The organism is Pseudomonas sp. FW305-3-2-15-C-LB1 (assembly GCF_058787615.1).
In genome coordinates this window covers 331,146-347,320 of record NZ_JBYSZX010000002.1, presented here as the reverse complement: position 1 = coordinate 347,320, position 16,175 = coordinate 331,146, and the positions used below count along the sequence as shown (strand labels likewise).

General features: G+C 62.1%; 18 protein-coding genes and 1 riboswitch. Of the genes, 16 read left to right on the top strand and 2 right to left on the bottom strand.

Translation table 11 applies throughout. The features are described from left to right. The first annotated feature begins 76 nt into the window (after positions 1-76). The 16 genes from hda to AC3WP7_RS05335 all read left to right on the top strand — a co-directional run bounded on the left by hda (position 77) and on the right by AC3WP7_RS05335 (position 14,108). Complete coding sequence (gene hda / locus AC3WP7_RS05410; protein ID WP_058424954.1) at positions 77-781, top strand: DnaA regulatory inactivator Hda; 705 nt, start codon at positions 77-79, stop codon at positions 779-781. Between the two features lie 209 nt (positions 782-990). Next, positions 991-1,620: a C40 family peptidase gene (locus AC3WP7_RS05405; protein WP_092242943.1), complete on the top strand. Its 630-nt coding sequence runs from the start codon at positions 991-993 to the stop codon at positions 1,618-1,620. 144 nt (positions 1,621-1,764) lie between these two features. After that, on the top strand, positions 1,765-2,304 hold the full coding sequence (locus AC3WP7_RS05400) for a C40 family peptidase (protein WP_071491318.1): 540 nt from the start codon (positions 1,765-1,767) through the stop codon (positions 2,302-2,304). A 104-nt stretch (positions 2,305-2,408) separates the two neighbouring features. Then, positions 2,409-2,655: riboswitch (cobalamin riboswitch) on the top strand. A 79-nt stretch (positions 2,656-2,734) separates the two neighbouring features. Further along, on the top strand, positions 2,735-3,346 hold the full coding sequence (gene cobO, locus AC3WP7_RS05395) for a cob(I)yrinic acid a,c-diamide adenosyltransferase (RefSeq protein WP_010208674.1): 612 nt from the start codon (positions 2,735-2,737) through the stop codon (positions 3,344-3,346). Beyond that, complete coding sequence (locus tag AC3WP7_RS05390) at positions 3,343-4,650, top strand: cobyrinic acid a,c-diamide synthase CobB (RefSeq protein ID WP_102592244.1); 1,308 nt, start codon at positions 3,343-3,345, stop codon at positions 4,648-4,650. The genes cobO and AC3WP7_RS05390 overlap by 4 nt, the downstream gene beginning before the upstream one ends. Beyond that, positions 4,647-5,297: a 5,6-dimethylbenzimidazole synthase gene (gene bluB, locus AC3WP7_RS05385; protein WP_071491316.1), complete on the top strand. Its 651-nt coding sequence runs from the start codon at positions 4,647-4,649 to the stop codon at positions 5,295-5,297. Before AC3WP7_RS05390 ends, bluB begins: the two co-directional genes overlap by 4 nt. After that, entirely contained in the window at positions 5,294-6,202 is a 909-nt protein-coding gene (gene cbiB / locus AC3WP7_RS05380; protein WP_092242953.1) for an adenosylcobinamide-phosphate synthase CbiB, read from the top strand. Before bluB ends, cbiB begins: the two co-directional genes overlap by 4 nt. After that, positions 6,195-7,184, top strand: a complete 990-nt coding sequence (gene cobD / locus AC3WP7_RS05375) for a threonine-phosphate decarboxylase CobD (protein WP_093514019.1) — start codon at positions 6,195-6,197, stop codon at positions 7,182-7,184. The genes cbiB and cobD overlap by 8 nt, the downstream gene beginning before the upstream one ends. Beyond that, positions 7,181-8,632, top strand: a complete 1,452-nt coding sequence (locus AC3WP7_RS05370) for a cobyric acid synthase (protein ID WP_102592243.1) — start codon at positions 7,181-7,183, stop codon at positions 8,630-8,632. Before cobD ends, AC3WP7_RS05370 begins: the two co-directional genes overlap by 4 nt. A gap of 187 nt (positions 8,633-8,819) precedes the next feature. Next, positions 8,820-9,341 (top strand): bifunctional adenosylcobinamide kinase/adenosylcobinamide-phosphate guanylyltransferase, encoded by a 522-nt coding sequence (gene cobU, locus AC3WP7_RS05365; RefSeq protein ID WP_093122231.1) that lies wholly within the window; start codon positions 8,820-8,822, stop codon positions 9,339-9,341. Then, positions 9,338-10,393 (top strand): nicotinate-nucleotide--dimethylbenzimidazole phosphoribosyltransferase, encoded by a 1,056-nt coding sequence (gene cobT / locus AC3WP7_RS05360; protein WP_092242965.1) that lies wholly within the window; start codon positions 9,338-9,340, stop codon positions 10,391-10,393. Before cobU ends, cobT begins: the two co-directional genes overlap by 4 nt. Continuing rightward, on the top strand, positions 10,390-10,965 hold the full coding sequence (gene cobC / locus AC3WP7_RS05355) for an alpha-ribazole phosphatase family protein (protein WP_093529476.1): 576 nt from the start codon (positions 10,390-10,392) through the stop codon (positions 10,963-10,965). The genes cobT and cobC overlap by 4 nt, the downstream gene beginning before the upstream one ends. A gap of 2 nt (positions 10,966-10,967) precedes the next feature. Next, positions 10,968-11,696: an adenosylcobinamide-GDP ribazoletransferase gene (locus tag AC3WP7_RS05350; protein WP_093514015.1), complete on the top strand. Its 729-nt coding sequence runs from the start codon at positions 10,968-10,970 to the stop codon at positions 11,694-11,696. Between the two features lie 42 nt (positions 11,697-11,738). Beyond that, complete coding sequence (locus AC3WP7_RS05345) at positions 11,739-12,143, top strand: MarR family winged helix-turn-helix transcriptional regulator (RefSeq protein ID WP_058424943.1); 405 nt, start codon at positions 11,739-11,741, stop codon at positions 12,141-12,143. A 63-nt stretch (positions 12,144-12,206) separates the two neighbouring features. Next, complete coding sequence (locus AC3WP7_RS05340; RefSeq protein WP_172963328.1) at positions 12,207-13,406, top strand: MFS transporter; 1,200 nt, start codon at positions 12,207-12,209, stop codon at positions 13,404-13,406. Between the two features lie 150 nt (positions 13,407-13,556). Continuing rightward, positions 13,557-14,108, top strand: a complete 552-nt coding sequence (locus AC3WP7_RS05335; RefSeq protein WP_092242976.1) for a glutathione peroxidase — start codon at positions 13,557-13,559, stop codon at positions 14,106-14,108. A 65-nt stretch (positions 14,109-14,173) separates the two neighbouring features. Here AC3WP7_RS05335 and AC3WP7_RS05330 read toward each other — a convergent pair whose 3' ends face one another. Together AC3WP7_RS05330 and AC3WP7_RS05325 are read right to left on the bottom strand one after the other, a co-directional pair. Beyond that, entirely contained in the window at positions 14,174-15,457 is a 1,284-nt protein-coding gene (locus tag AC3WP7_RS05330; protein ID WP_093529479.1) for an OmpP1/FadL family transporter, read from the bottom strand. 146 nt (positions 15,458-15,603) lie between these two features. Further along, entirely contained in the window at positions 15,604-16,086 is a 483-nt protein-coding gene (locus AC3WP7_RS05325; RefSeq protein WP_092242982.1) for a hypothetical protein, read from the bottom strand. Positions 16,087-16,175: the final 89 nt, after the last annotated feature.

Below are 16,175 nucleotides of genomic sequence, written 5' to 3'. Positions count from 1 at the left end.
CCCGGCGTCACGGGTATAAACTTTGCAAACTTTACACAGAGGCCACTAACGGTTCGTTCGGAGCCGTTCAGTCAGCATGAAACCGATTCAGCTGCCCTTGGGTGTGCGTCTGCGTGACGACGCCACCTTCATCAACTACTACCCAGGCGCCAATGCCGCTGCACTCGGCTATGTCGAGCGGCTCTGCGAAGCCGACGCCGGGTGGACTGAAAGCCTGATCTATCTGTGGGGCAAGCACGGCGTAGGGCGTACCCACCTGTTGCAGGCTGCGTGCCTGCGGTTCGAGCAGATGGGCGAACCGGCGGTGTACCTGCCGTTGGCCGAGTTGATGGATCGCGGTATCGGCATCTTCGATCACCTTGAGCAATACGAACTGGTGTGCCTGGATGACTTGCAGGCGATCGCCGGCAAGGCGGATTGGGAAGAAGCGCTGTTTCACCTGTTCAATCGCTTGCGTGACAGCGGTCGGCGCCTGCTGATTGCCGCGTCGACTTCGCCACGCGAGTTGCCGATCAAGCTGGCCGACCTCAAGTCGCGCATGACCCTGGCGCTGATCTTCCAGATGCGCCCGCTGTCCGACGAAGACAAATTGCGTGCCCTGCAATTGCGGGCCTCCCGTCGCGGCCTGCACCTCACCGACGAAGTCGGGCACTTTATCCTTACTCGAGGCACCCGCAGCATGAGTGCGCTGTTCGATTTGCTCGAGCAGCTCGATCAGGCGTCCTTGCAGGCTCAAAGAAAATTGACGATCCCTTTTCTCAAGGAAACGTTGGGCTGGTAACTCATTGAATTTACGCGGTTCGCCATTTTACGGGCGCCAGAAAACCTGCGTTTCTGCCGGCTGGGCATCGCATTCGAACCGATAAATGGAATTACGGCTTAGATGTCATAGTCCAATCGCGAAGTCACATAGAGCACGATTGAATTTGCAAATCGATGTGATAGAAGGCATAGTCTCGACTTCTTTACATATCAGCCACGGTCGTGCCCATGCTAAATCGCTTCGCACCCCTCGTGCCCCTCGCACTCGTTACCCTGTTGTTTGGTTGCGCCTCCCACCCTCAGCAGGTGGTCGATCAGCAGAAACCACAGGTTCAAAATCAGGCAAAATTCGTTGCTGCACAATCTGCCTCTGTTTATGAGGAAGAAGTCGCAACGGAAAAGGAACTGGCCGACTTCGCCGGCAACAAGCCTTATCAGCTTCCAGTCCTGGCCGACAGCATCCTCGAACGCGGCATGTCCCTGATCGGTACCCGTTACCGTTTCGGTGGTACCTCTGAAGCCGGTTTCGACTGCAGCGGTTTCATCGGCTACCTGTTTCGTGAAGAGGCCGGCATGAATCTGCCGCGCTCCACCCGCGAAATGATCAACGTGAATGCACCGTTGGTCGCACGCAACAACCTCAAGCCTGGCGATCTGCTTTTCTTCAGTACGGCAGGCCGTGGTCGTGTGAGCCACGCCGGTATCTACCTGGGCGATAACCAGTTTATCCACTCCAGCAGCCGTCGCAGTGGCGGTGTCCGGGTCGATAACCTGGGTGACAGCTACTGGAGCAAAACCTTCATCGAAGCCAAGCGCGCACTCGCCATGGCCCCGACGACGGTTACCGCTAGCAAGTAAACTTAAAGTGATACTTGAAGTTTGACGTGTAAGCGCTAGAATCCCTGGACATTGTTGTAATCCGTTCGCGCGAGCTTTGCTTGCGCGTTCTGGTTTTCAGCGTTCGGCAGCGAAAGCCGCATCCAGACCAGGATTGTTCTGCACATGTCGACCTCGGCCCGCCTGATTCTCATTGTTTGCGCCGCGCTCCTCAGCGCCTGCGCAAGCCGCACACCGCCGCCCGCTCCCGTAGCGGTGAAGCCCAAGCCGGTGTTCAACTATTCCACCCAGAATTTCTCGCCCGCAGCTGAAGACGTACTCTTCCGCGCGCTGGGCCTGGTCGGCACGCCTTACCGTTGGGGCGGCAACACGCCGGACTCCGGGTTTGATTGCAGCGGCCTGATCGGGTTTGTCTTCCGCGATGCCGCCGGGATTTCCCTGCCGCGTACCACCCGCGAGTTGATCGTAATGCGCGCGCAGGACGTCAGCGAGCAGAACCTGCAGACCGGCGACCTGCTGTTCTTCGCCACCGGTGGCGGTTCCCAGGTCAGCCACGCCGGAATCTACGTGGGTGAAGGGCGCTTTGTGCATGCGCCACAAACCGGCGGTACGGTGAAGCTGGACACGTTGTCCAAGGCCTATTGGCAGAATGCCTATTTGAGCGCCAAGCGCGTTTTGCCGGGCAACCTGGCACGCAATCCTTAGCGCCAGACTCGAATCGAAATGTGGGAGGGGGCAAGCCCCCTCCCACAGTTGTTTTGTGTCGACTTCAAGTTGCTTTAATTGACGCTCCACCCCCAACCTACTACCCTTCGCCGCTTGTTCCAGGTGCTCTGTGACCCACGGGTCGACAGAGTGAAACAGGGAAGCCGGTGAGTGAGCGCACTTCTACACAGTGCCGCCGCGATTCCGGCGCTGCCCCCGCAACGGTAAATGAGTCAAGACGCTGCCTTTTGCCACTGTATCGCCTGCGATATGGGAAGGCGCAGCGTTGGCCTGCCTTCAGCCAGCACGCCACTCATGAGCCCGGAGACCGGCCTGCAACATCCAACAGCATCACGGTGGGCGATGCTTGGCTGTCTGCTTTTCTTTTTTCCTGCCCGCCGTTTTTGTCCAGCCCCAACGGAGAGCTGCCATGACCGATTCCCCCGACCGCGACGAACGCCACCTGGCGCGCATGCTGCGCAAAAAAGCCGTGATCGACGAGCGCATCGCCAACTCCCCCAACGAATGCGGTCTGCTGCTGGTGCTGACCGGCAACGGCAAAGGTAAAAGCAGCTCCGCGTTCGGCATGTTGGCCCGTGCCATGGGCCACGGCATGCAGTGCGGTGTGGTGCAGTTCATCAAGGGGCGCAACAGCACTGGAGAAGAATTGTTCTTCCGTCGCTTCCCCGAGCAAGTGCGCTTCCATGTAATGGGCGAAGGCTTCACCTGGGAAACCCAGGACCGCCAGCGCGACATCGCCGCCGCCGAGGCCGCCTGGGCAGTCTCCCGCGAATTGCTGCAGGACCCCTCCATCGGCCTGGTGGTGCTGGACGAACTGAACATCGCGCTCAAGCACGGCTACCTCGACCTGGACCAGGTCCTCAGCGACCTGCAAGCCCGTCCACCGATGCAACACGTGGTGGTCACCGGCCGTGGCGCCAAGCCCGAGTTGATCGAAATGGGCGACACCGTCACCGAAATGGGCATGCTCAAGCACGCGTTCCAGGCCGGTATCAAGGCACAGAAGGGCGTCGAACTTTGAATCAGCCCCGTCATTGCCCTGCCGTTTTGATCGCCGCTCCGGCGTCCGGCCAGGGCAAAACCACCGTCACCGCCGCGCTCGCCCGTTTGCACCGCAACCTGGGGCGCAAGGTGCGCGTGTTCAAATGCGGCCCGGACTTTCTCGACCCGATGATCCACGAACGCGCCAGCGGTGCGCCGGTGTATCAGTTGGATATGTGGATGGTGGGCGAGCAGGAAAGTCGTCGTTTGCTGTGGGAAGCGGCGGGGGAGGCAGACCTGATCCTGATCGAAGGCGTGATGGGCCTGTTCGACGGCACACCCTCCAGCGCCGACCTGGCGCGACACTTCGGCGTGCCGGTGCTGGGGGTGATCGACGGCACGGCCATGGCGCAGACCTTCGGCGCGTTGGCATTGGGCCTGGCGCGCTATCAGCCGGATCTGCCATTCGCCGGTGTATTGGCCAACCGTGTCGGCACCCTGCGTCATGCGCAACTGCTCGAAGGCAGCCTCACCGAGGGCCTGCGCTGGTATGGCGCATTGTCACGCGAGACCGGTATCGAACTGCCCAGTCGCCACCTCGGCCTGGTGCAAGCGAGCGAACTGAATGACCTCGATGTACGCCTGGACGCCGCCGCCCAAGCGTTGGGCAGCAGTTGCGAAGTCGCCTTGGCGCCGCCGGTGACGTTCGCTGCGCCCCAAGTGATCGAGGCTGAGCCGTTGCTCAAGGGCGTGCGCATTGCCGTGGCCCGCGATGAGGCCTTCGCCTTTACCTACGGCGCGAGTCTCGACCTGCTGCGCGCAATGGGCGCTGAGCTGACGTTTTTCTCGCCGATTCACGATCGCCAATTGCCTGATGCCGACAGCCTCTACCTGCCCGGCGGTTACCCGGAATTGCACCACCAGGCGCTGTCGGAAAACATCCCGATGCTCGACGCCATTCGCGCTCACCACGCGGTCGGCAAACCCTTGCTTGCCGAATGCGGCGGCATGCTCTACCTGCTGGACTCGCTGACCGATGTCGACGGCATCCGCGCTGAACTGCTCGGCCTGTTGCAGGGCGACGCGGTGATGCAAAAGAAACTGGCGGCCTTGGCCCTGCAAAACGTCGAATTACCGGAAGGCACCCTGCGTGGCCATACCTATCACCACTCCCTGACCACCACTGAATGGCAACCGATTGCCCGTGGCCTGAGCCCCAATGGCGGGCGCGGTGCCGAGGCGGTGTATCGGCAGGGGCGGATGACGGCGTCCTACGTACACTTCTATTTCCCATCCAATCCCCAGGCGGTGGCCGCATTGTTCGCGCCCGATCCAGCACTATGAGCGACAACGCTTTTCCCCAGGCCGACCGCGACGCCGTCTACCGCGCCATCGCCGAACGCCGCGACATGCGCCACTTCAGCGGCGGCACTGTCGCCCCCGAGCTGCTCCACCGCTTGCTCCAGGCCGCACACCAGGCGCCCAGCGTCGGCCTGATGCAGCCCTGGCGCTTTATTCGCATCAGCGATCGCCAGTTGCGTGGGCAGATTCAACAGGTGGTGGAAGAAGAACGCGTACGCACCGCCGAAGCCCTGGGCGAGCGTTCCGATGAGTTCATGAAGCTCAAGGTCGAAGGCATTCACGACTGTGCCGAAGTGCTGGTAGCGGCGTTGATGGATGATCGCGAGCGGCACATCTTCGGGCGTCGCACCCTGCCGGAAATGGACATGGCGTCTTTGTCCTGTGCTATCCAGAATTTGTGGCTGGCGGCGCGGGTCGAAGGCCTGGGCATGGGCTGGGTCTCGTTGTTCGAACCCCAGGCGCTGGCCGATCTGCTGGGTTTGCCGCCCGGTGCGAAACCCCTGGCCGTGTTGTGCCTGGGGCCGGTGGCCGAGTTCTACCCGGCACCGATGTTGCAGCTCGAAGGCTGGACCGAGCCTCGACCGTTGAGTGACATGTTGTATGAAAATGCGTGGGGAGTGAGTCAATGAGTGTGGCCTTGCTGTGTGTCGCTGCAGTCGCGCTGGATGCGCTGCTGGGCGAACCCAGGCGCTGGCATCCGCTGGTGGCGTTCGGCAATTTTGCCGGGCGCATCGAGCAACGTTTCAATACCGGTGGCCGTGGCTGGCGCAGCCATGGCGTGACCGCGTGGTTTATCGCCGTGGTGCCGCTGACGCTGCTGGCCACGGCCTTGTCGTGGGCGCCTTACATTGGCTGGGTACTGGAGATCCTGGCGTTGTACTGCGCCCTTGGCATGCGCAGCCTTGGCGAGCATGTGATCCCGGTGGCCCAGGCCCTGCGCAGTGATGACTTGGAGGCGGCGCGCAAACGCGTGAGCTACCTGGTCAGCCGCCAGACCAGCGAGCTGGACCGCACCGAAGTCGCCCGTGCCGCCACCGAATCGGTGCTGGAGAACGGCAGCGATGCGGTGTTCGCTGCGATTTTCTGGTTTGTGGTGGCCGGTGTGCCGGGCGTGGTGCTTTACCGCCTGAGCAACACCCTCGACGCCATGTGGGGTTATCGTAACGAGCGCTTTGAGCGCTTTGGTTGGGCGGCGGCAAAAATCGACGATGTGCTGAACTACATTCCCGCACGCCTGGTGGCGTTGACCTACGCGTTGCTGGGCAAGACCCGGCTGGCGCTCAAATGCTGGCGCACCCAGGGCCCGACCTGGGACAGCCCCAACGCCGGCCCGGTCATGGCCGCTGGTGCGGGCGCCCTGGGCGTGGAACTGGGCGGTGCCGCGATCTATCACGGCGAAGTGCACCATCGTCCGCAACTGGGCGAAGGCCCGGCGGCGGATGCCGATTCCATCGATCGGGGCTGGCAACTGGTGCAGCGCGGCGTATGGTTGTGGCTGCTGATCCTGTGCGCGGGGGCGCAATTCTATGCTTGAGCATGGTGGCCGGCTGCGCAAGGCAGCGATTCAGTACGGGATAGCCGAAGCCGACTGGCTCGACCTGTCCAGCGGGCTCGCGCCCTGGCCCTGGCCGATCCCCGAAATTCCCCTGCGTGCCTGGGCGCGCCTGCCGGAAACCGACGACGGCCTGGAGCAGGCCGCCAGCGAATACTACGGCGCTGCGCATCTATTGCCGGTACCGGGTTCCCAGGCGGCGATCCAGTTGTTGCCGCGCCTGCGTCGCGCCGGCAAGGTCGGCGTGTTGTCGCCGTGCTATGCCGAACACGCCGAAGCGTGGCGTCGCGCCGGTTACGTGGTGCGCGAAGTGCAGGAACAGGAAGTCGACTTCTTTCTTGATGGCCTCGACGTGCTGGTGGTGGTCAACCCCAATAACCCCACCGGCCTGAGCCTGAGCCCGCAACGCCTGCTGGATTGGCACTCGCGGCTGGCCCAGCGCGGCGGCTGGCTGGTGGTGGATGAGGCCTTCATGGACGTCACCCCGCAAGTGAGCCTGGCCGGCCAGGCGCATCAGGTCGGTTTGATCGTGCTGCGTTCGTTCGGCAAGTTCTTCGGCCTGGCCGGCGTGCGACTGGGCTTTGTGTTGGCCGAGCGCAAGTTGCTCAAGTTGCTCGCCGAGCAGGTCGGCCCCTGGGCGGTCAGCGGGCCGACGCGGGTGCTGGGCGAGGTGTGCCTGCGCGACACCGCCGGGCATGTGCGGCAACGCACGCGTTGCATCGAGGCGGGCCAGCGCTTGTTCGCGTTGCTGGAGCGCCACGGCTTTCCACCCCAGGGCGGCTGTGCCTTGTTCCAATGGCTGATCACGCCCCATGCCGAGCGTGTGCACGAATTCATGGCCCAGCGCGGCATTCTGCTGCGCCTGTTCGTCCACGACAGCAGCCTGCGTTTCGGCCTGCCCGACACTGAGGCCGACTGGCAGCGCCTCGACGACGCCCTGGCCGCCTATAAGGACGCAGCATGAGTACGCTGATGGTGCAGGGCACCACCTCCGATGCCGGCAAAAGTACGTTAGTGACCGCGTTGTGCCGCTGGCTGGTGCGCCAGGGTGTGGCCGTGGCGCCGTTCAAGCCGCAGAACATGGCACTCAACAGCGCCGTGACCGCCGAAGGTGGTGAAATCGGCCGCGCCCAGGCGGTGCAGGCCCAGGCCGCCAACCTGGCGCCTCATACCGACATGAACCCGGTGCTGCTCAAACCCAACAGCGACACCGGCTCCCAAGTGATCATCCACGGCCGTGCCGTGACCACCATGAACGCCGTGGCCTATCACGACTACAAAGCCATTGCGATGCAGGCGGTGCTGGCCTCCCACGCCCGGTTGAGCCAGGCCTATCCCGTGGTCATGGTGGAAGGCGCTGGCTCCCCGGCGGAAATCAACCTGCGCGCCAACGACATCGCCAACATGGGCTTCGCCGAGGCGGTGGATTGCCCGGTGTTGCTGATTGCCGATATCAATCGCGGCGGGGTATTCGCCCACCTGGTCGGCACCCTGGAGCTGCTGTCACCCACGGAACAGGCGCGGGTCAAAGGCTTCATCATCAACCGTTTTCGCGGTGACATCGCGCTGTTGCAACCCGGCCTGGACTGGCTGGAAGCACGCACCGGCAAACCGGTGGTGGGCGTTCTGCCTTACGTGATGGACCTGCACCTGGAAGCCGAGGACGGCATCGACCAACGCCAGATCGACAAGGCGGCCCAGGTGCTCAAGGTGGTGGTCCCGGTGTTGCCGCGCATCAGCAACCATACGGATTTCGACCCGCTGCGCCTGCACCCCCAGGTGGATTTGCAATTCATCGGGCCAGGCCAGCCGATCCCGGCCGCCGACCTGATCATCCTGCCCGGCTCGAAAAGTGTGCGCAGCGACCTGGCCTATCTGCGTGCCAACGGTTGGGACGCCGCCGTGGCGCGTCACTTGCGTTATGGCGGCAAGGTGCTCGGCATTTGCGGCGGCTTGCAGATGCTCGGCGAGCAAGTGCACGACCCGTTGGGCCTGGAAGGGCCTGCCGGTTCCAGTGATGGCCTGGGGCTGCTGGCGTTCAGTACCGCGCTGGAAGAAGAGAAGCAGTTGCGCAATGTGCGGGGGCGCCTGCTGCTGGAGGATGCCGAGGTCAGCGGCTATGAGATCCATGCGGGCGTGACGTCTGGCGACGCGTTGTCGAACGCTGCCGTGTTGCTCGATGACGGTCGCATGGACGGCGCACAAAGTGCCGATGGGCAAATCTTCGGCACCTATTTGCATGGCCTGTTCGAAAGCCCGGCCGCGTGCAGCGCCTTGTTGCGCTGGGTCGGTTTGCAGGACGTGCAGGAAGTGGATTACCACGCCCTGCGCGAGCGCGATATCGAGCGCCTGGCTGATCTGGTGGAAAACCATTTGGATACTGAGTTGTTACGCAAACTATGTGGGATTTAACAGTGAGCGAATGTGCTGAGTATTCAACTGCTGCACTGCAACCCAAAGGTGGGAGGGGGCTTGCCCCCGATGGCGGTGCGTCAGTAGCCGATGGGCTGACTGGCGCCACGCCATCGGGAGCAAGCTCCCTCCCACAGGGAGCCGTGCCAGCTTCGAGGGCCCCACTGGCGAAACGAGGTGTTATGTCATGCTCCAGCTGATCCTCGGTGGTGCCCGGTCCGGCAAAAGCCGCCTCGCCGAAAAGCTTGCCAGCGACAGTGGCTTGCCCGTCACGTACATCGCCACCAGCCAACCGCTGGATGGCGAGATGAGCGCGCGTGTCGCGCTGCATCGCCAGCGTCGCCCCGACCATTGGGGGCTGATCGAAGAACCCGTTGAACTGGCGCGGGTACTGCGTGACAACGCGGCAACCGAGCGCTGCCTGCTGGTGGATTGCCTGACCCTGTGGCTCACCAATCTGCTGATGCTTGAGGATTCGCATCGTCTGGCCGCCGAGCGCGATCAACTGCTGGAAACCCTGGTCGCGCTGCCGGGTGAAATCATTTTTGTCAGCAACGAGACCGGTCTGGGTGTCGTGCCGCTGGGCGAATTGACTCGCCGCTATGTGGATGAAGCCGGTTGGCTGCATCAAGCCTTGGCCGAGCGATGTCAGCGTGTTGTCCTGACCGTCGCCGGCCTGCCCCTGACTTTGAAAGGTACTGCGTTATGACTGACACCTGGTGGCTCAACCCGTGTAAGGCGATTGACACTCAAGCCTACGAACACGCCCTGGCACGCCAACAGCAACTGACCAAACCGGCCGGCTCCCTCGGCCAGTTGGAAGCGCTGGCGGTGCAATTGGCCGGCTTGCAGGGCCAGGTCAAACCGTCAGTGGACGCGCTGTGGATCGCCATCTTCGCCGGTGACCATGGCGTGGTCGCGGAAGGTGTGTCGGCGTTTCCCCAGGAGGTCACCGGGCAGATGCTGCACAACTTCGTCAGCGGTGGTGCGGCTATCAGCGTCTTGGCGCGGCAGCTGGAAGCACAGTTGGAAGTGGTCGACCTGGGCACGGTGACCCCGTCCCTGGACCTGCCCGGTGTGCGTCACCTGAACATCGGCGCGGGCACCGCCAATTTTGTCAACGGCCCGGCCATGACCGAGGCCCAGGGGCAACGTGCCCTGCAAGCCGGTCGCGACAGTGCGCGGCGTGCGTTGGCTAGCGGTGCACAGCTGTTTATCGGCGGCGAGATGGGCATCGGCAACACCACCGCCGCCAGTGCCCTGGCGTGTGCCTTGCTCGACTGCCAGGCCAGTGACCTGACGGGGCCGGGCACCGGCTTGAATGCCCAGGGCGTGAGCCACAAGGTGGCCGTGATCGAGCGCGCACTGGCGGTGCATGCCGCCCAACGCGGCGATGTCTTGCAGACCCTGTTCAATCTCGGCGGCTTCGAGATCGCCGCGCTGGTCGGTGCATACCTGGCGTGTGCCCAGGAAGGCATCGTGGTGTTGGTGGATGGGTTCATCTGTACCGTCGCGGCACTGGTCGCCACGCGCCTGAACCCGGCATGCCGCGAGTGGCTGGTGTTCGGCCATCGCGGCGCCGAGCCTGGCCATCGTCATGTGCTGCAACACCTCGACGCGCAGCCGTTGCTGGAACTGGGCCTGCGCCTGGGCGAAGGCAGTGGTGCGGCGCTGGCAGTGCCGTTGTTGCGCCTTGCCTGTGCATTGCACGGGCAGATGGCGACCTTCGCCGAAGCCGCCGTGGCGGACCGCCCGGCATGATCTTGCACCTCGACCTGCTGCGCCACGGCGAAACCGAGCTGGGTGGCGGCCTGCGCGGCAGCCTGGACGATGCACTCACCGCCAATGGCTGGGTGCAGATGCGCGAGGCCGTGGTGGCGCGGGGGCCGTGGGACCGCCTGATCAGTTCGCCGTTGCAACGCTGTGCGCGATTTGCCGAAGAATTGGGCGCCCGGCTCAAGCTGCCGGTGACGCTGGAGAAGGACCTGCAAGAGCTGCACTTCGGTGCGTGGGAAGGGCAGAGTGCGGCGACCTTGATGGAGACCGACGCCGGAGGGCTGGGGCTGTTCTGGGCCGACCCTTATAGCTTTACACCGCCGGACGGGGAGCCGGTCAGCGCCTTTTCCGAACGGGTTCTGGGTGCTGTCTCACGTTTGCATCAGGCATATGCCGGTGAACGGGTGTTGTTGATCAGTCACGGCGGTGTGATGCGCCTGTTACTGGCGCAGGCGCGTGGCTTGCCCCGGGAGCAGTTGTTGAACGTCGAGGTCTGTCATGGTGGGCTGTTCAGCCTGCAGGTTGCGGCTGACGGAACTCTGAAGGAAGGGGAGTAGACGTGCTGCCATTCTGGATCGCCCTGCAATTTCTCAGCAGCCTGCCGATTCGCCTGCCGGGCATGCCACAGCCTCAGGAACTGGGGCGTTCGCTGCTGTTTTATCCGGTGGTAGGCCTGTTGTTCGGCGTGCTGTTGTGGGCGCTGAACAGCGTATTGATGGGCGCGCCATTGCTGCTGCATGCCGCACTGTTACTGACTGCCTGGGTATTGCTCAGTGGCGGCTTGCACCTGGATGGCCTGGCGGACAGCGCCGATGCCTGGCTGGGCGGCTTCGGTGACCGCGAGCGCACGCTCACGATCATGAAGGACCCGCGCAGCGGGCCGATTGCCGTGGTGACGCTGGGGTTGGTGCTGTTGCTCAAGTTCACTGCGCTGGTAGCTTTGATCGAGCAACACAATGGCGTCGCGCTGATCCTGGCGCCGCTGATCGGCCGCGCCTCGATGCTGGCGCTGTTTCTCACCACGCGCTATGTGCGTGCAGGGGGACTGGGCCAGGCACTGTCGGATCATTTACCGAGGATTGTCGGTCAACAGGTACTGATCCTCAGTGGTCTTGCCTGCATCCTGATTGGCGGCTTCAGCGGCGGGGTTGCGGTATTGCTCGCGGCGGTCTGCTTTCTGGGGCTGCGCCAACTTATGGTCAATCGGCTGGGTGGCACCACGGGCGATACCGCAGGCGCCTTGCTGGAGCTGCTGGAAGTCGCGGTTCTGGTCGGCCTGGCGCTGTAACACTTTCTTGCATTTCCTTAATCGCGGGTATATACACGTTCCATGCTTGCCTCCCAATGTTTATGTACCAACCTGCGACGTGCCGCCCGTGGCGTCAGCAGGCATTACGACGGCGCTCTCGACGGCTTCGGGATCAACGTCGCCCAGTATTCTTTGCTGTGCAACCTGCAACGACTCGACCAGCCGAGCATTTCCAGCCTGGCGGAAGCCATGGGCCTGGATCGCAGCACCTTGGGCCGCAACCTGCGGGTGCTGGAAGGCGAGGGCCTGGTGCAACTGGTGGAAGGCGACGACCTGCGCAATCGCCTGGTGATGTTGACCCGGGAGGGTGAGGCGCGACTCGCCGCCGCATTACCCGCCTGGGAGGCGGCGCAGCAGAAATTGATCGATCAACTCGGCGCGGAAAAACGCGAAACCTTGTTGGCCTTGCTGGACGAACTCGCCTGAAAGGGAGTTTGTTCGAATACAAGCGGGTATATACCCGCGAGCGGAGAATAAGAAATGACCTCGATGTGGCGCACCAGTGGCTGGATTCTTGTGGGGAGTGCGCTGATCCTGGCGTTGTCGTTGGGCGTGCGCCACGGTTTCGGCCTGTTCCTGGCGCCGATGAGCAGCGAGTTTGGCTGGGGCCGCGAGACCTTCGCCTTTGCCATCGCCTTGCAGAATCTGATCTGGGGCTTGGCGCAACCGTTCACCGGCGCCCTGGCTGACCGCTTTGGCGCGACTAAAGCGGTGTTCGTCGGCGGCGTCCTGTACGCGGCGGGCCTGGTGTTGATGGGCATGTCCGATTCGGCGTGGTCGTTGTCCTTAAGTGCCGGCTTGCTGATTGGTATCGGCCTGTCCGGCACCTCGTTCTCGGTGATTCTGGGTGTGGTCGGCCGGGCTGTGGCGCCGGAAAAACGCAGCATGGCGATGGGCATCGCGAGTGCTGCCGGTTCGTTCGGTCAGTTTGCGATGGTGCCGGGCACGCTGGGTTTGATCAGTTGGCTGGGCTGGTCGGCGGCATTGCTCGCACTGGGCTTGATGGTGGCGCTGATCCTGCCGCTGGTTGCCATGCTCAAGGACCGGCCGCTACCAGCGCTGGCCGGCCAGCAGACCCTGCGTGAAGCCTTGAAGGAAGCCTGTTCCCATTCCGGCTTCTGGCTGCTGGCGTTCGGCTTTTTTGTCTGCGGTTTTCAGGTCGTGTTTATCGGCGTGCACCTGCCGGCTTACCTCGTAGACCAGCACTTGCCGGCCACGGTTGGCACCACGGTGCTGGCCCTGATTGGCCTGTTCAATATCTTCGGGACCTACACCGCCGGCTGGCTCGGCGGGCGCATGTCCAAACCGCGCTTGCTGACGGGCTTGTACCTGCTGCGTGCGGTGGTGATCGTGCTGTTTCTGTGGGCGCCGGTCACCGAGATCACGGCCTACCTGTTTGGCATGGCGATGGGCTTCCTGTGGCTATCCACGGTACCGTTGACCAACGGCACCGTGGCGACGCTGTTTGGTGTGCGAAACCTTTCCATGCTGGGTGGGATCGTATTCCTGTTCCACCAGTTGGGTTCGTTCCTGGGTGGCTGGTTGGGCGGGGTGGTCTATGATCGAACCGGCAACTACGATTTGATCTGGCAGGTGGCGATTCTGTTGAGCCTGCTCGCCGCCGCCCTGAACTGGCCGGTGCGTGAGCGGCCGGTGGCGCGCTTGCAGGCGCAGATGGAGGCGGCATGAGTGTAGCGTTACGCGGTCTGATCCTCGTCGCGGGGCTGCTCCTGGTGCTGCTGGCCTGGTGGGGCTGGCAGCATGGCGGGCTGGCGTTGATGCAACTGGGTATGGCGATCTGTTAAGTTCGTGGTCTGAATACTTTTAAGGACACACGACATGCAGATGCGTTGGCTCGCTGTACCCGTCCTGATGGCCATTGGCAGTGCCGCCCTGGCCGCCAGTTGCCCGCCGCTGCTGGAGGGCCAGTTGCCCAAGCTGCGCGCCAAGGAATCCATCGACCTGTGCCAGCGTTTTGCCGGCAAGCCGCTGGTTATCGTCAACACTGCCAGCTTCTGCGGGTTCGCCCCGCAGTTCAAAGGCCTTGAGGCGTTGTACCAACGCTACAAGGGCCAAGGGCTGGAAGTGATCGGCGTGCCGTCCGATGACTTCAAGCAGGAAGCCAAGACTGGCGAAGAGACTGCCAAGGTCTGCTACGTGAATTACGGCGTGACCTTCACCATGACCGAGCCACAGAAGGTCAAGGGGCCGGATGCGGTGCATCTATTCAAGGTGTTGGCGCAGCAGACCGACGCGCCGCCGAAGTGGAATTTCTACAAGTACGTGGTGGATCGGCAGGGCAAGGTGATTGCCAATTTTTCCAGCCTCACCAAGCCGGACAATCCGGATCTGATCAAGGCGGTGGAACAGGCGATCGCCTCCAAACCTTGAGGGCCAGCCATTAAAAAGCCCCGCTTCCTTTGCAGGAGAGCGGGGCTTTTATACACCCGTCTGGATCAGAAGGTGTAGGTCATGCCCAGGCCGAAACCGTTGGCGCTGTTTTCATACTTGGCGCGGTAGCTGGCGGTTGAAGGAGCGGCAGCGGTCTGGTTGACCTTGACGTCCTCTTCCTTCAGGTACGAGTAAGCCAGGTCGATCGTCATGTTATCCATGACTTTGTAACCAAGGCCCACACTGAAGATCGTGCGGTCGCCTGTAGGAATCCGCGGAGAACGATTGGTGTTGTTGGTGGGTGACTGGTCGAAGGTCAAACCGGTGCGCAACACCACTTGGTTGGTCAACTGGTAAGAAGTACCCACTGCGTAGGCCCAGGTATCGTGCCAGTTCTGTTCTTCGGTGATCGCGCTGAGTTGGCTCGGTGCCAATAAACCACCTGCCCCCGTTACACCTTTGTTGTTGACGGTGATCTCTTTCAGGCGACTCCAGCGCGTCCAGGTAGCACCGCCATACAGTTTCCAGGCGTCAGTCAGGTCTTGTGTAACCGACAGGTCGTAGGACTCTGGAGTATCGATTTTCAGCGACGCGTCATAACGGTTGTTACGCAGGAACGGTTGAGTCGCGGCGGGACCACTCACGGTGGTGTGGCCGTCCAGCTTGTACTTGACCTTGGAGTGGTAGGTCAGGCCAACACGTGTGGTATCAGTCGCTTGAACCAATACACCGACATTGAAGCCCAGTGCCGTATCATCGCCCTTGATTTTGACGTTGGTATCGCTGACGGCAGGGTTAAGGGTCTTGTCCGATTCCAGCACACCGGAGATCCGGTTGATGGTCGGGCCAAAGCCGACCGATACGCGGTCGTTGAATGCATAGCTGACAGTTGGCTGGAAGGTGATGACCTTCACTTCGCTCTTGCTGCCGAAACCACGGCCCTGAAAGCCGCTTTCGTAGTCAGTCACCAGGCCGAACGGTGCGTATACACCGAAGCCAACGGCCCACTGATCATTGAGTTTGTTGGTATAGAAACCAAATGGCACTGCGGTGAACGGAACCATGTCACCTTTGTTGGAGCCGCGAGAATTACCACCTGTGTTGCTGATATCGGTCGACGCATCAATGGCAGCAACACCGCCCGTGATTTGCTGGCCATTCAAGCGGGACATACCGGCAGGGTTACCGTAAACCGTGCTTGCATCATCGGCAGAAGAAGAGCGACCTGCGAAACCCGTACCCATTCCGCTGACGCTCTGTTCGTTCAGTGCGAAACCGCTTGCGAACAGGTGGGAGGATGCCATGGCAACGGCGAGGCTAAGTGTGGTCTTGAGCATTACTTTTTTCATTATTAGAACTCCGTGGTGATCACCGCTGCGGAAAGTAACAATAAATTTAACATCGCGCTATAGGCTGTAATGCAGGAGATAGAGCGGTTTTGTAGGACAATCCGACCAAAATTCTGATTTTTTGGCGAATCTTGCAAATTGCCCGGTCAGCAAACCACCTGATTCATGGGTGAAACACAGGTTTGCCAGGCTTGAGTGAAATCGCGCAGCCTTCCTTGTGGATGAAAAATTTCTTTCCAGATACGTGCCATGCCCAGCACATCACCGGGCGGGGGCAGTGCAGGGGTGTGTTGTTCCACCAAAAGCCAGGCGATGGCCGTGGCATAACGCAGGTTGACCGTCAGCTCAAGTTGCGGTGCGCTGAGGAACGCGTGCTGGCTGGCGAGGCCGCGTACCAGGCTGGCGCGCTCGGGGTCCAGCGCCAGGTAGTCGTCCCACAACGCGCGGTGGCGCGGTTCGGTGATGCTGTACAGGCCGTGTCCACGCCGGTCGTGCAAGGCGGAACCGAGTTCCGACTGGCTGGCGGCAATGCCCAGCAGCAGTGACTCGGCCGTCGGGTTATGTCGGCCAAGGTACATCAACGTCGGCCTGATCACATAACGACACAATTCGCTGGCAGCGATACCCATACAAGCCTCAATCCGTGAAAGTGGTCGACGAGGCCTGAGAAGGTGGGGGCTTGGCAGCAGTGGATCGGATCTCAGGCTCGCCGGAAGCG